We start from the raw sequence: 16,008 nt of genomic DNA on the forward strand, positions 1-16,008 counted from the left end.
AAAACGCTTATTTTTGTATTTTAAATCAAAGAAATGAACGAATCGATTCAAGCTCCTGTAGCTAAAAAAATACCCTATGAACTAAAAGCGCATAATCAGGTGCGTATTGATAATTATTTTTGGTTAAACGATAGAGAAAATAAAGAAGTATTAGCTTATTTAGAAGCTGAAAAAGCGTATTATCAAGCTTCTACTGCCCATACAAAAGCTTTGCAAGAGACTTTATTTTCAGAAATGAAAAACAGAATCAAAGAAGATGATTCCTCTGTGCCTTATTTTTACAATGGCTATTATTATATTACGCGTTTTGAACAAGGAAAAGATTATCCGATTCATTCACGTAAAAAAGGAAGCTTAGAGGCCGAAGAAGAAATTATGTTCGACTGTAATGTGATGGCTGCTCCGTATGCTTATTTTCATTTGAGAGGAATTACCGTATCAGAAGACAATCAATGGGTAGCGTATGGTGTGGATACCGTATCTCGAAGAGAATATACACTGCATGTAAAAAATCTTTTCACAGGAGAAGTTTTAGAGGTTGCAATCACCAATACAACAGGAGCTTCTACTTGGGCGAGTGATAATAAAACGTTATTTTATTCCCGAAAAGATGCTGTTACCTTGCGTTCAGATAAAATTTATAAGCATGTGATTGGTACGTCTATGACGGAGGATGTCTTGGTGTACCATGAAACAGATGATACTTTTGATACTTTTATTTACAAGGAGAAATCTAGAAAATTCCTCGTAATCGGAAGTGAAAGTACATTAACGAGTGAGTATCAAATTCTAGAAGCTACTAATCCACAGGGAGAATTTAGAATTTTCCAGAAAAGAGAAAGAGGAGTAGAGTATGGGATTTCGCATTATAACGATCGATTTTATATACTGACTAATAAGGATGATGCAGATAATTTTAAATTAATGTCTTGTCCAGAAACACAGACTACAACTGAATATTGGACTGAATTGATTCCCCATCGTGAGGATGTACTAATAGAAGGTGTTGATATTTTCAAAGATTATTTGGTGATTTCAGAACGTTCTAATGGATTGCCTCATATTAAAATTCAGCCTTGGAAAGAAGGAGAACAGGCATATTATTTGCCTTTTGAAAGCGAAACATATAATGCACAAGCACAGATTAATGCTGATTTTGAAACAGAAAATTTTCGCTTTGTGTATCAATCGTTGAATACACCGTCTTCAGTGATTGATTTTAATATGCGTACTCAAGAAAAAGAAATCTTGAAAGAACAAGAGGTATTGGGAGATTTCGATAAGAATAACTACGTAGAAGAGCGAATTTGGGCTACAGCAAAAGATGGGGTAAGAATACCTATATCGATGGTGTACAAAAAAGGAATGGAGCGTAAAGGAAATAATCCGTTTTTATTATATGCGTATGGATCGTATGGAATTACAATGGAACCTTATTTTTCTACTACGAGATTGAGTTTGCTTGATCGTGGTTTTGTTTATGCGATTGCGCATGTTCGCGGTGGAGAAGATATGGGACGCGACTGGTATGAAGACGGAAAATTGTTGGTAAAGAAAAATACGTTTACGGATTTTATTGCTTGTTCATCTTATGTTATTGAGCAAGGGTATACCTCCAAAGAATATTTGTTTGCAGAAGGTGGTTCTGCGGGTGGTTTATTGATGGGAGTAATTGCGAATGAACGCCCAGATTTATACCAAGGAATAATTGCACAAGTTCCTTTTGTAGATGTAGTAACTACAATGCTAGACGACAGCATTCCCTTAACTACTGGTGAATATGATGAATGGGGAAACCCGAATGAACAAGAATACTATGAGTATATGTTGTCTTATTCTCCTTATGATAATGTAAAAGCACAAGATTATCCTAATATGTATATTTCAACTGGATTACACGATTCACAAGTGCAATATTGGGAGCCAGCAAAATGGGTAGCTAAATTAAGAGATACCAAAACCAATGACAAGCAGTTGTATTTTGATATCAATATGGATACAGGACATGGAGGAGCTTCAGGGCGATTTGAATCCTTAAAAGAAGTGGCGAAAGAGTTTGCTTTTATGTTCGATTTAGTGGGAATTAAACAGTAAAAAGAATTAAATTAATATAGGTATTGCGCTCAATTTTTGTGCGCAATATCACATTAAAAAACAAAAAGATGAAAGAAGAAATCCAAGCTTTTGATAATGTGATTTCCTTAGTAGGAGATACGCCTTTAGTGAAATTGGACAAAGTGACCGCTTCATTAAAAGGGCATTTTTATGGAAAAGTAGAAGCTTTTAATGCAGGGCATTCAGCAAAAGATAGAATTGCTTTACATATTATTGAAACAGCAGAGAAAAAAGGAATCTTAAAACCGGGTGGAACAATTGTAGAAACTACTTCTGGAAATACAGGTTTTAGTATTGCAATGATTAGCGCGATTAAAGGATATAAATGCATCCTTTCTGTGAGTGATAAATCATCTCCAGATAAAATTGATATGTTGCGTGCAATGGGAGCAAAAGTATATGTTTGCCCAGCTAACGTAGCTGCGGACGATCCAAGATCATATTATGAAGTAGCAAAAAGAATACATGAAGAAACACCAGGGTCAATTTATATTAATCAGTATTTCAATGAATTAAATACGGAGGCGCATTATTTGTCTACGGGACCTGAAATTTGGGAACAAACGAAAGGAAAAATCACTCATTTTGTTTGTTGTTCAGGAACAGGAGGAACGATTTCAGGAACTGCTCGTTATCTGAAAGAGAAAAATCCAGCAATTCAAATCTTGGGAGTAGATGCTTATGGGTCTGTTTTGAAAAAATACCACGAAACAGGAGAACTAGATCCAAATGAAATAGCACCATATAAAATTGAAGGACTAGGGAAAAACTTGATCCCATCGGCTACAGATTTTGCTGTGATTGACCAATTTGTAAAGGTAACTGATAAAGATGCTGCTTTAGTCGCTAGAGAATTAGCTCGTACAGAAGGACTATTCTTAGGGTATACTTCGGGAGCGGTTTTACAAGCGACGCGTTTATATGCAGAACAAGGAATGTTTGATGAAAATAGCGTGGTAGTGTTATTGTTTCCTGACCACGGATCTCGTTATATGAGTAAAATCTATAGTGATGATTGGATGCGTCAACAAGGGTTTCTCGATGAAAATGAACCAAAGAATGAAATTAATTATATCTAATAGATAAAAATGAAAAAGGCTGTTTTTGATAAAAAAACAGCCTTTTTTTCTTTCAGATTAAGGGGTTATCAGAAAGAATCCGTAGTCGTGTAAAACTAGTTGGATTTTTAATTTTTCCTCATATATAAGATCAAGCACATATTTGTGCTTGATTTTCAGTTATTCTAAATTAATAGTAAACAAATGTAGATAAAAAAATCTAATAAATGATTTTACAATAGGTTTTTTTGTTAAATAAATATGATATTCGTTTTTATTCTCTGTTTAAAGAATAAAGTTGGGTTGTTTTGAATCAAAACAGTTGTTTTTTCGTTAACTAATATCGTAAGCTGATTCTTCTTGATTGCCCTCTAATTCAATTTCAATTTGTTCAAAGGATTTACTGTTTTCAAGTAAACGAATACTATCTGCCCTAAGATTGCGCAATACTACTTGTTTATCTAGTTCTCGATATTTTGCAATTACTTTTTTGAGGATTTCTAGTGCTGACATATCAGCAATATGAGATTCTTTGAAATCAATAATGATTTTGCTTGGGTCTTCTTTGGGAGTAAATTTTTCTGAGAAAGAGGTTGTACTACCAAAAAATAAAGGGCCATAGATTGCATATATTTTATGACCTTGTTGGTTGAATGATTTTCTAGCTCGAATGCGTTTGGCATTGTCCCAGGCAAAGATTAAAGCAGAAACGATAACACCTATCAATACAGCTAAAGCTAAATTATGAGAGAAAATAATAATGGCAGTCACTAGAAAAAGGGTAAAAATATCAGCTTTTGGCATTTTGGTAATTAAGCGAAACGAAACCCACTCAAAAGTGGAGATGGCTACAACCATCATAACACCAACAAGAGCCGCCATCGGGATTTGTTCTATGACGGGTCCACCAATGAGAATAATGAACAGAATGGTCAAGGCTCCAATAATACCCGCAATTCGGGTTCTTGCCCCCGCTCCTATATTGACTAAGGTTTGAGCAATCATGGCACAACCACCCATTCCTCCGAAAAATCCATTGACTATATTGGCACCACCTTGTGCCATAGCCTCTCTGTTGCTATCGCCTTTGGTATTGGTTATTTCATCGACAATATTTAAGGTGAGGAGAGATTCAATTAGTCCAACCCCGGCCATGACCAAAGAAAAGGGGAAAATAATCTGGAGGGTTTCCCAAGTAAAGGGAACAAGTGGCAAGTGAAAACTAGGAAAAGAACCACTAACTGTTGCAATGTCTATGACTTTTTTTGTGTCAATTTGAAAAAAGAAAACCAATAAGGTAATGACCACAATAGCAACGAGTGAGGCTGGTACTTTTTTAGTTAGTTTGGGGAAAAGCCAAACAATACCAATGGTTAATGCGGTTAACCCTAGCATGAGATAAAGGGATGTTCCCGTTAACCAAGAGGTTGAATCTGTTGTTGTAACTTTAAATTGAGCTACTTGGGCCAAGAAAATAATAACTGCTAATCCATTTAAGAAGCCATACATAACAGGTTGGGGAATGAGTCGAACAAATCGACCTAATTTACAAGCCCCAACAAGAAATTGAATGCAACCCGCTAAGACTACAGCGGCAAATAGATATTCTACGCCATAGAGGGAGGCTAAGGCAATTAATACCACTACAGTTGCTCCGGCACCTCCGGAAACCATGCCAGGTCTACCACCAAAAATGGCCGTAATAATCCCCATTAAAAAAGCAGCATACAGCCCCGTTAGTGGAGTTAGACCTGCTAGAATAGCAAAAGACAAAGATTCAGGAATCATGGTCATCGCAACAGTTAAACCTGCGAGGATTTCATTTTTGAAATTTATTTTTTTGAATGTCGAAATTGACAAGAAAGAATGCGTCATTGTGATTCTATATAGGATGACAAAATTAAAAATTTTAATTCAAGTAAAGGATAAAAGCATGAAGGGATTGCAGGTTGAGAAGGGGAATAGTAATAAGGCAGGGAAGTGAAGAGAGAAGAATATGTTAGTGAGTTGTGTAACAAAAGAGTAAATCGGGATACTTATAGGATAAACCAAAAAAATAGAAGTATGAAATTAGTTATTGAAAATTTAAGTAAGACCTATAAAAATGGGGTAAAAGCATTAGATGATTTATCAATAGAAATAGGACCAGGAATGTTTGGTTTGCTAGGGCCTAATGGAGCAGGAAAGTCAACTTTAATGCGAACAATAGCTACACTACAAAAACCAGATGCGGGGAGTATTCGATTTGGCGATATAAATATTTTAGAACAGCAAAATGAATTTCGTAAAGTATTAGGGTATTTACCTCAAGACTTTGGTGTTTATCCTAATATGTCTGCTGTGGATTTATTGGATTATTTTGCGCGCTTAAAAGGAATTTCCAATGCTTCAGAACGCCGTGAAATTGTCAATCGCGTATTAGAAGTTACCAATTTATACGAAGTGAGACGCAAAAGTGTAAGTGGATATTCAGGAGGGATGAAACAGCGTTTTGGTATTGCTCAATTGTTGTTAAATGATCCGAAATTAATTATTGTGGATGAACCAACGGCTGGATTAGATCCAGCTGAGCGTCATCGTTTCTTAAATGTTCTAAGAGAAATCGGAACGAATAATATTGTAATCTTTTCAACGCATATCGTAGATGACGTGAATGAATTATGCCATGAGATGGCTATTTTAAATGGCGGACATCTTTTGGAAAGAAGTACACCTAAAGAAGCGGAACAAAAGTTAGCGGGACGTATTTGGTTAAAAGAAATCAATAGAGAAGAGGTGGATCAATACAATCAATTGAATATTCTTTCTGGAAAATACAACCAAGAAAATCGATTAAAAATCCGCGTATATGCTGAGGATTCTTTAGCAAGTGAAGGGTTTGAGTCAGTTAAACCAACCTTGGAAGATGTTTATTTTGTTGCATTAAAAAACGATTAAGGGATGTTTAAAACAGTTTTTTCTTTTGAACTTAAACGTTGGTTTAAGAGCTGGGTGTTTTATTTATACCTAGCGATTTTTTTTGTGATCAGTTTCTTATCGATGATGTCAACCATTGGTGTTTTTGATGCCGTGAAAAATACATCTGCTTCCTTATTGCAAATGAATTCTGCCTATGTGCTCAATACGATGCTGGATTCATTCAATATGTTGCTGTATTTTTTATTTCCTTCTATTATTGGGATGGCTATTTATAGGGACTACAAATATAATGTACACCATATTTTATATTCATATCCTTTTTCAAAATGGCAATATTTACTGGGTAAGTTTACAAGTTCTTTTCTAGTGACGCTCTTGATTAGTATCATGATGGGAATTGGTTCATTCTTAGCGACTCTAGTGCCTTGGGCGAATCCAGAGTTGTTAGGACCTAATGAATTGTGGAACTACGTACAAGTGTACTTGATCAATTTAATCCCTAATATGTTGTTTATTGGCGTGATTGTCTTTGCTGTAGTAACGCTGACACGTAGTATTTATACTGGTTTTATAACCATCATCATCATCATGATTGTGCAGGGGATTATTAATAGTATTGCAGCTGATGTAGACTATAGAGAATTAGGTGCTTTGTTAGACCCTTCTGGTGGACAAGCCTTGAGCTATTATACGCGCTATTGGAGTGTAGAGGAATTGAATGTCAATAATTTACCATTAGAGAAATATTATCTTTTAAATCGTCTGATTTGGTTGCTAATTAGTTTGATCTCTCTATTTGTTTTAGGTAAAGTATTTAAATTTGAACAACAACCGGCAACATTCTCGTGTAGAAGAAAAGTAAAAGGAGATCGTGTAGTTAAAAATAACTTTAGTGGTATTTTTAAAATTGTCTTACCTAAAGTGCGATATGATTTTTCTTTCAAAGCCAATTGGAGCAATGTGTTGGCTTTTGCGAAGATTGATTTTACGTTTTTAGCTCGTAATCGCGTATTCTTGATTTTGATTGGTGTAGGTCTATTGTTTATGATTTTAGTCGCCAGTTTTGCTATGACCATGTATGGCACATCAACTTATCCTTTAACAAGACAGATGTTGATGATTCCAGGAGGAACCTTCCATTTCTTTATTTTGATGATTACCTTTTTAGGAGCAGGATTACTTGTGCACCGTGGAGAAAATACACGGATGAATTTACTTGTTGATTCAACTGCAGTTCCTAACTGGGTGCTGTTTGTTTCGAAGTTTTTTGCCTTAATCGGATTGCAATTGATGTTGTTGATTTTAATCATGATAACCAGTATGGGTATTCAAGCATATAACGGCTTTTATCAGTTCGAAATTGGTCTATACCTTCAAAGCTTATTGGGATATGATTGGATCGAATTTATTATTTGGGCGTTAATGGCATTGGCTGTACAAACGTTTTTCAAAAATTATATTATTGGATTCTTCGTTTTACTTGTGCTTAACATGGGATGGCCTGCAATTAGTAAAATAGGAATAGAGCAACCGATTTTCTTCTTTAATTCCATTCCAACGCCTTCTTATTCGGATATGAATGGCTTTGGATCAAGTGCTGATTTAGGTAAGTTCTTAATCTATGCCCTTTATTGGAGTTTATTTGTAGCAGGATTGAGCGGATTGACTTTATTATTTTGGAGGAGAGGTGTATTTAGTGGGGTGAAAGAGCGATTTTACTATGCGAAGAAACGTTCAAAAGCGATTGTTATCGTACCAACTTTACTTTTCTTTGCGACTTTTATAGGCTTAGGTGCTTATTTATATTATGAAAATACGGTATTGAATGTATTTCATTCATCCAAAGAAACAGAACTTCTTCAAGTAGCATACGAAAAAACATATAAAAAATATCAATGGATGGCACAACCTCGCATTGTAGATGTTAAGGTAGATGTCGATTTATATCCAGAGCAAAACAATTTCCAAGCTAGGGGAACCTACATACTTGAAAATAAAACAACACAAGCATTAGATAGTTTATACGTGTCTTACTATCCAAGTTTAAAGAATACGATTGTCGTGGAAGGAGGAACGTTTTTGTCTACTGATTCTATTCAAGGAGTGAGTTTTTATCGCTTGGATACACCGATGCAAGCAGGAGAAACGAGAACGTTGGAGTTTGTTGTAGAGAATAAACCGAATACTTTGATTCGCTCAGAATCTCCTATTTTAAACAATGGAACCTTCTTAAATAATAGTTTTTTCCCTTCCTTAGGTTATAGTGATCGTGGAGAGTTGACAGATGATGAAATTCGCAAAAAACACGGGTTAGCTCCGAAAGAGCGTATGGCGGAACAGACGGATAAGCGCGCTTTACAAAATACGTATATTAGCAGTGATGCCGATTGGATTCATTTTGAAACCACAGTGAGTACAATGGCTGATCAGATAGCGATTGCACCAGGTTATTTACAAAAGGAATGGACCGAAGGAAATCGTCGTTACTTCCATTATAAAATGGATCAAAAGATGCTGAATTTCTATGCCTATAATTCCGCGCGATATGAAGTGAAACGAGATAAATGGAAGGATGTAAACATTGAGATTTACTATCATAAGGGACACGAATACAATTTGGATCGCATGATGTCTGGAGTGAAAAAATCATTAGCTTATTATTCAGAGGCTTTTAGTCCTTATCAACACAAGCAGGTGCGAATCATTGAATTTCCATTAAGTATGGGAACTTTTGCTCAGTCTTTTGCGAATACGATTCCATTTTCTGAAACAATTGGATTTGTAGCAGACGTAGATGATACGGATGAAAATGCAGTGGATTATCCTTTTTCAGTAACGGCACACGAAGTTGCACATCAATGGTGGGCACATCAAGTAATTGGAGCGAATGTACAAGGAGCGACAATGTTATCCGAGAGTTTATCGGAATACAGCTCGTTGAAAGTATTGGAAAAAGAATATGGCAAAGGTCAAATGCAGCGTTTCTTAAAAGATGCATTAGATGGGTATTTAAGTGGACGATCGAGAGAATCGAAAAAAGAGAAACCTTTGATGTACAATGAAAACCAACAGTATATCCATTACAATAAAGGATCTTTAGTATTTTATACGATGAGTGATTATTTAGGAGATGCTGTTTTAAATGGAGTATTAAAAGAGTATGTGAAAAAAGTAGCCTTCCAAGAGGCTCCTTATACCATTTCTGCTGAATTAGTCCATGATATTAAAGTGGCTACTCCTGATTCTTTGCGTTATATGGTAAAAGATATGTTTGAAACTATTACGCTATATGATAATTATGTGGATAAAGTTGAAATTAAGCCATTAGATGGAGGTAAATATGAAGTAAAAATCAAGGCTTATGTAAGCAAATATAGAGCAGGAGATAAGGGGGAGAAGATTTATGCTGATCAAGGAACAACGCCACTTGTATTTACTGGTGATAAGAATTTGAAAATAGAATCATTGCCTTTAGCAGACTATGTTGAGATTGGTATTTTTACCAAAGCGAAAGAAGCGAAGAGTAAAGAGAAAGTGCTTTATCTGCAAAAAGTAAAAGTAACGGCCATTGAAAATGAGTTTACGATTATTGTAGATGAAAAACCAACAGAAGTGGGAATTGATCCTTATTATAAGTTGATTGATACGCGTTCGTATGACAATAGAAAAGCAATATAAAGTAAAAAGGGACCTCTAAGGTCCCTTTTTTCATTTGTAAAGGTTAGTAAGACAAAGAATATTGTTTTTTAGCCTAGATTCTTCTCTATTATAAGCCAAAACCATATTTTATTTTAATTCCAACCGCATACGTTTTTAATTTATATGCTGGATTGTCATACGCTTTGTTGTAAACCAAAGGATGCTCATCGACCGATTTATAACCTAATAACGAAGATGTATTAGCAGCATTGGTTGATTTTTTAATGTCGTTTAATGCAACATCAAAATACAATCCGATATACAAGTTTTGTCTTTCCGCTAACTCATACTTGTATCCTACTTCTCCTACCCAAGCGACTCTTGTATTTACATCCACATCTTTCTTTTCTTTTTTATCTCCTAAAGAGCCTAAGTCCAAATAATTAGGTTCGGTTAAAACCAATTCATATTGAGGGAAATAAGCCTCTGTTTCGAGCTGATTGAACGTTGTTTCAACTTCACTTGTCATACTCAAACCAACCTGTACTCCTGTTCTGAAATAAATATTATTCTCCATTGTATAGGCTACTGTAAGGGGAATACTCAGTTCATTTAATGTTATTTTTTCTTTCAAAGAATTGGTCTTGTATCTCAAGATAAAATTGGCACCTTCATAATCCGTAACAGGCATACTACCTTCATATCGATTCTTTTCATACTTTACATTATTCATACTATAGATTCCAGCAATACCTACACTCCATTTGTGAGACAAGTGGTAATCGTAGTGGATTCCGGCTCCATAAGACATTCCTCCATCCGATTTTAAATCGTAAGGCAAACTATTTTGAATGCCTAAATAACCGCCTTGTACGCTAACGCCTACTTCGTGTTTGTTGTAGTAATAACGACTGAACTGAGCGGTTGCCGTTTGAGCGGCTAAACATAGCCCTACTAGGCTTAATGCATATATAACTTTTCTCATAAAGTTGTTTTTTTAAATCAGGCAGTAGCGCTAACTGCTGCCTGATAATTAGTAAGTTTTGTATGTTGTTATTCTTTTACAATGAATTGAACCGATTGGTGTTTTCCTTCTGATTTTAGTACTAAGAAGTAAGAACCTGAAGCGATTGTAGCAGGTAAATTTACTTCTTTCTTCTCGTCAGTAAATACGCCATGAAAAATAATTTGACCGACTACATTGTAAATGGTATAGCTATTCTCGTATACTTTGTTCTCTTCTAAATCAACTTGTAATGCTTGTGTTTTTGACACAGGATTCGGATAAACTTTGAGTTTGCCATTCTTTTTTAAGATGATTTCAATCGGACAAGTAGTGAGTTTAGTTCCATTGGCCAAGGTTAAAACTGCATGATAGATTGCTGTGTCGTCTAATTTCATCCCATATTTATCTCCTGCGGAATAGGCCTGTTGTGTGCCAATTAACTCGTTGTTTTTATACCATTCGTATTTTGTAAACTTATAGCCTCCATTGGTTGCTGCATTATTATTGACTAATAAGACGTTCTCGTATTTTTGATAAACAATGTTTGTGGTAGGAAAGCGTTTGTCGATATAGACATAATATTTCGTACTCTTCGTACCATCTTCTGAGAATACTTCAATTTCTTGTTTGTGTATTCCATATGTACTGACATCAACTACAATACGGTTGCTTGGTTTTACTGTCATCCCTTCGTTGACAAGAACCTCTAGTAGGACGCTGTTTTTGTTAGGATCACAATCTAACAGAATATAGGTTTCTTTTTGTATTCTACCATAAGACACTCCATCAACAATTAGATCTAAAATATCTGTAACGTTGGTTTTGATGATGAGTGTTCTTGTTACTGGTGTGGCAGGTAAATAGTTCTCATTTCCATCTTGATAAGCGGTAATTTTAGCCGTTCCTACTTGTAATGGCGTCACTAATCCTGCTGCTGTCATTGTTAAAAGATTAGGTAAGCTAGTATAGGTTACTTCAAAACGAACTGGAAGCCCTGAACTAGCTGTTGCATGTAATTGTAAAAATGGCGTATCCTCTATATAAATAAGGTCCAGTTCTTCAAAATTAATTTCTTGAGGAGCTTTGACAATAGTCAGTTCCGCTTCTAATTCGAGTATTTCGTAATTTGGACCAAAATCTATTCTTGCTTTTACGGTGTATACTCCTACTTCTGTTTGGTCATTATTAATATAGGTAATAACAGTATTAGGCGGAATGGTTCCTGTAACCGCTAAGCTTTTTACTGTTCCGTCATAAACAAATGTTTTAGATAAAAATTCGAGATCATCTTTTCCTTTAAATTCGGCTTTGCGAATTTCAAAATCAGCGGAAGTAAAATCGGTTAGGTAATAATTAGGACCACCTTCTAAAGTTCCTATTGTAATGGGATAGAGGTCAATATCTTCGCCTTCTTCTCTACTTAAGCGTCCTCGTGTAGCTTGAAAGTTTGTATCATTAAATTGAAGTCCTACCCCTGTAAATTGTAAAATAGGGTCTGCATTACCATAGTATTTGTATTGATTGGGATTAGCTATGATAGCAAGTGGGGCGGGTTTAATTTCAAATTGTTCATACATGATATTGATGTAATAGTTTTGTGTATCCATAGAAGCATAGGTAAGTGTATAATAATGAAATCCTACATTCTCTCCAGCTAATTTTCCCAATCGTACTTCGCGAATTAAATCAATAGTATCATCAAATTTGAATCCTACAATCGTGTCATAAGTCATAACTGGATCGGGTTGTCCATAGGTTTTCCATTGACCTGGAGTTGGATAAAGATCTAAACGAGCAGGTTCAATGAAAAATACATTGGGAATGTAATGAACCGTATAGTTATTAGAATGTATCGTTAAATCATTTCGATGGATAGCGTAAAATCCTACATTTTCACCTGGATCACGAGTTAATACCCCTGTTACAATAGTTTCTGGAAAATCTCCATTTGTTAAACCTTCAATTCTATAATAAATTTCTGGATTATCAGGGTTTCCATATGTTTTGATATTTGCATTATTAGGTGGAAGCTCATAAGGACTATGGACAATGATAAATAAATCAGCAAGTGTAATCGTAAAAATATTATCGATAAAAATGATGTTGTAATTGGAATTGCGTAAACTACCTTGTAAAAAGCGGTATATACCTACATTTTCTCCAGGTTCTCTAGTGATATTTCCTGTTAAAGAGCGTGTAGTATCTGAAAATTTGAAACCTTCAGCTGTATAACTATATTGGGGTTCTCTCTCTCCATATACTTTTGTTTTTGCATCTACTGTGATGGTTAAAGGAGCCGGGGTAATACTGAACTTGGTTGGTACCAGATTAAAGGTATAGTTAGGTATTGGGGTAAGTGATCCCAATGTAAGGTCATATCGACCTACGTTTTCACCAGGTAAACGATGAAGTTGGCCACGAAGGGGAACAATATCTTCTTGGTTAATAAATCCACTAACGGTATAGGTTAAAGTAGGATCGGCTTCTCCATATTCTTTTGTTAATGTATCTGGCGTGATTGTTAATTTTGCTGGGCGTACGTGTACTTTTATAGCTAAGCGTTCACTTTCACATCCGCTAGGGCTTCGCTGACTAATCCAATAGGAAAAAGTGCGCACAGCATCTGTTGGGATGGTTGGTGGAACTGTAGTCCCTTGCCCTCCAGTGGCAGTTGTATACCACACCAATACATGATGAGGAGCAGTATCTATTGTGAAAGGAGTAGAAATATCACCATAGGTAAATTCGATTGCATTGTTTTCTACAGTAGGTCTGGTAATATTTTCCATTCGAACAGTAACAGCTGTTCTCGTACTACTTTCACAGTTGTGAATGGTTTGAGAAGCGTAATAGGTTCTATTATTGATTAATCTATCGGTAACAGCAAGAGGCGTGCTACCCTCAGCTGCATTATACCATTTGATTGCACTTCCAGTAGCATCTAAATTAGCAATTGTGGGCTGAAGAGAAGGACAGAATACCTGTTCTTCCTCTGCAGTTGGTGCTGCTGTATTGACCACAGTAGCGGTTATAGGAATGCGTGTTGATTCACAACCAGCGATCAAATGATAACTTGAGGCGTAATAAGTCGTTCCACTAATTATGGGTGTATTGTAAGCTAAAGGTGTTGTTGAGGTAGCGGTTGCATACCAACGTACAACGTATAAATCTTCTACCGCTACTCGCATATGTGCTAAGGTAGGGGCATTACATAAGTATTGAGTACTATCTGCTCGAGGAGGTTGGGGAGTGAGAATAATGATTTCTACAGGTTTTCGTTCCACTTTACAGTTTCCGTTACTCAATTCAACGTAGTACGTTCCTGATTGGGTGATTGTAGTCAATTCAGTAGCGTCCGTTGCTGAAGCGTACCATCTAGGCTGGCCTGTACAGCTAGTACGAAGTCTAATTGCTGTGACAGCTGTTGGTGCACAGAAAAAAGGATTTTCAACGGTTATTTCACCTGAATCCGAAAATACAATTTCTGTTTGTATGGGTAAGGCATCTTTGTTTTCGTTAGGGACAAAAGAAGATGCTTTATTTAAGGGAAACACCAAGAGTGAACAACAGAAGAGCAGCACTCCTGTTAGTAGTAGTTTTGGATTCATGTATATTGATTTTTAGATTTATTTTCCTTTATTAATTCTTTATTTAGAGAATAAGGTTTTAAAATTAAGAAAAATATAACATAATTTAGTTATGAAAATATTTAAAAAAAATCAATAATAAAAATTTTAATAGATGATATTTAATTATTTGGTTAATTATAGGTTTTTTTATTTAAATAGACTAATAAATAGGATAGGTGAATTTGTATACTTTGACTAAATAAAAACTGAAATGAAAGATAAAAAGAGTGTAAATAAAAAAGGGAAAACACAAGTGCTTTCCCTTTTTTATTCGTCTCAGAAATAAGATTATCCTCTTCTTTCTTTGATTTTTGCTTTTTTACCAGTAAGTTCTCTGAAGTAGAAAATACGAGCTCTACGAACTTTACCTCTTTGATTTAATTCGATTTTTTCTAAAGCAGGCATGTTGATTGGGAAGATACGCTCTACACCAACGTTACCAGACATTTTACGGATTGTAAAAGTCTCAGTAGCACCTGAACCTCTTCTTTGGATAACTACTCCTTTAAAGAACTGAGTTCTTTTTTTGTCACCCTCTTTAATTTCGTAGTACACAGTAATTGTGTCTCCAGCTTTAAATGCTGGGAAGTCTTTTTTTGCAACTAATTCGTCTTGAACGAATTTCATTAAATCTGCCATTTCTGAAAAAAATAATTAATTAATTTAAACCAACATGCACGGACCTCGCCAGAGGTTAGTTTAAAGCGAGTGCAAATATATGAAAATCCAATAAAATAATCCTAATTTTTAGGCTAAATAATTGAGATATTGTTCTTTACTTGTTTTAGCATTGAAATCATGCGTTTTACCTCATAAGGAATGCAAAAACGAATTCAAAACTAGAAACTTAGCTTTATTTTTGTTTGTCTTCTAAAAGATCAGGTCTTCTCGTTTTGGTATGTTCATATGCCATGTCCTCTCGCCATTTATCAATAGCTGCAAAATTACCACTGAGTAATACATCAGGAACTTTCCATCCTTTGTATTCAGCAGGTCTTGTATAAATAGGAGGAGCAAGCAAATTATCTTGGAAACTATCCGTTAAGGCTGAGGTTTCATCATTTAATACACCAGGAATTAGGCGAATTAAAGCATCACATAAAATAACGGCACCTAATTCTCCACCAGATAACACATAATCACCTATTGAAATTTCTTTTGTGATAAAATGATCTCGTACGCGCTGATCTACTCCTTTATAATGTCCACATAGAATAATGATATTCTTTAATAGTGACATGCTATTAGCCATAGATTGATTTAGTGTTTCTCCATCAGGAGACATATAAATAATCTCATCGTATTCACGTTCTTCTTTTAATTTGCTGATGCAACGATCAATCGGCTCAATACTCATGACCATCCCTGCACCACCACCGAATTGATAGTCATCAACATTTTTGTGCTTGTTGGTGCTATAATCACGTAAATTATGGAAGTGTACTTCAACGAGTCCTTTAGCAATCGCTCGTTTTAAAATAGAAGCTTGAAAAGGGCTTTCAATTAATTCAGGAACAACCGAAATGATATCTATGCGCATGGGTTTTAAATTTGAGCAAAGGTACAATCCTCTTTTGTACAATCCAATGGTTATATGCGCATCAAGATCAGTTTCCTGTGAATTTTTGATTTTAATCGCTGG

The 16,008-nt window shown here is 35.4% G+C and carries 9 protein-coding genes; 4 read left to right on the forward strand and 5 right to left on the reverse strand.

Going from position 1 to position 16,008, the window contains the following annotated elements:
- The first annotated feature begins 33 nt into the window (after window positions 1-33).
- Both AWV75_RS14815 and AWV75_RS14820 read left to right on the forward strand, forming a co-directional pair.
- Window positions 34-2,094: a S9 family peptidase gene (locus AWV75_RS14815; protein WP_060875109.1), complete on the forward strand. Its 2,061-nt coding sequence runs from the start codon at window positions 34-36 to the stop codon at window positions 2,092-2,094.
- A 68-nt stretch (window positions 2,095-2,162) separates the two neighbouring features.
- On the forward strand, window positions 2,163-3,194 hold the full coding sequence (locus AWV75_RS14820) for a PLP-dependent cysteine synthase family protein (RefSeq protein ID WP_060875110.1): 1,032 nt from the start codon (window positions 2,163-2,165) through the stop codon (window positions 3,192-3,194).
- Window positions 3,195-3,506: 312 nt separating this feature from the next.
- Here the strand turns inward: AWV75_RS14820 and AWV75_RS14825 are convergent, their stop codons facing one another.
- Complete coding sequence (locus AWV75_RS14825) at window positions 3,507-5,048, reverse strand: SulP family inorganic anion transporter (protein WP_060875111.1); 1,542 nt, start codon at window positions 5,046-5,048, stop codon at window positions 3,507-3,509.
- Between the two features lie 189 nt (window positions 5,049-5,237).
- Here AWV75_RS14825 and AWV75_RS14830 point away from each other — a divergent pair, with 189 nt between their 5' ends.
- Window positions 5,238-6,110, forward strand: coding sequence for an ABC transporter ATP-binding protein (locus AWV75_RS14830; protein ID WP_060875112.1), 873 nt, complete (start codon window positions 5,238-5,240; stop codon window positions 6,108-6,110).
- Between the two features lie 3 nt (window positions 6,111-6,113).
- Entirely contained in the window at window positions 6,114-9,770 is a 3,657-nt protein-coding gene (locus tag AWV75_RS14835) for an ABC transporter permease/M1 family aminopeptidase (RefSeq protein ID WP_060875113.1), read from the forward strand.
- Between the two features lie 88 nt (window positions 9,771-9,858).
- Here the strand turns inward: AWV75_RS14835 and AWV75_RS14840 are convergent, their stop codons facing one another.
- From AWV75_RS14840 to trmD, 4 genes are all read right to left on the reverse strand, one after another.
- Window positions 9,859-10,716, reverse strand: coding sequence for an outer membrane beta-barrel protein (locus tag AWV75_RS14840; protein ID WP_060875114.1), 858 nt, complete (start codon window positions 10,714-10,716; stop codon window positions 9,859-9,861).
- Window positions 10,717-10,784: 68 nt separating this feature from the next.
- Entirely contained in the window at window positions 10,785-14,345 is a 3,561-nt protein-coding gene (locus AWV75_RS14845; protein ID WP_060875115.1) for an MBG domain-containing protein, read from the reverse strand.
- A 309-nt stretch (window positions 14,346-14,654) separates the two neighbouring features.
- A complete protein-coding gene (gene rplS, locus AWV75_RS14850) occupies window positions 14,655-15,005 on the reverse strand; it encodes a 50S ribosomal protein L19 (RefSeq protein WP_002987216.1) in 351 nt (116 codons plus the stop codon).
- 214 nt (window positions 15,006-15,219) lie between these two features.
- Window positions 15,220-15,906, reverse strand: coding sequence for a tRNA (guanosine(37)-N1)-methyltransferase TrmD (gene trmD, locus AWV75_RS14855; protein ID WP_060875116.1), 687 nt, complete (start codon window positions 15,904-15,906; stop codon window positions 15,220-15,222).
- Window positions 15,907-16,008 lie beyond the last annotated feature (102 nt).

Source organism: Myroides odoratus (assembly GCF_001549985.1).
GTDB lineage: Bacteria > Bacteroidota > Bacteroidia > Flavobacteriales > Flavobacteriaceae > Flavobacterium > Flavobacterium odoratum_A.

Excerpts from the sequence above, each read along its gene's own strand:
- AWV75_RS14815 (WP_060875109.1), top strand. The coding sequence starts at position 34 with ATGAACGAATCGATTCAAGCTCCTGTAGCTAAAAAAATACCCTATGAA.
- AWV75_RS14820 (WP_060875110.1), top strand. The coding sequence starts at position 2,163 with ATGAAAGAAGAAATCCAAGCTTTTGATAATGTGATTTCCTTAGTAGGA.
- AWV75_RS14825 (WP_060875111.1), bottom strand. The coding sequence starts at position 5,048 with ATGACGCATTCTTTCTTGTCAATTTCGACATTCAAAAAAATAAATTTC.
- AWV75_RS14830 (WP_060875112.1), top strand. The coding sequence starts at position 5,238 with ATGAAATTAGTTATTGAAAATTTAAGTAAGACCTATAAAAATGGGGTA.
- AWV75_RS14835 (WP_060875113.1), top strand. The coding sequence starts at position 6,114 with ATGTTTAAAACAGTTTTTTCTTTTGAACTTAAACGTTGGTTTAAGAGC.
- AWV75_RS14840 (WP_060875114.1), bottom strand. The coding sequence starts at position 10,716 with ATGAGAAAAGTTATATATGCATTAAGCCTAGTAGGGCTATGTTTAGCC.
- AWV75_RS14845 (WP_060875115.1), bottom strand. The coding sequence starts at position 14,345 with ATGAATCCAAAACTACTACTAACAGGAGTGCTGCTCTTCTGTTGTTCA.
- rplS (WP_002987216.1), bottom strand. The coding sequence starts at position 15,005 with ATGGCAGATTTAATGAAATTCGTTCAAGACGAATTAGTTGCAAAAAAA.
- trmD (WP_060875116.1), bottom strand. The coding sequence starts at position 15,906 with ATGCGCATAGATATCATTTCGGTTGTTCCTGAATTAATTGAAAGCCCT.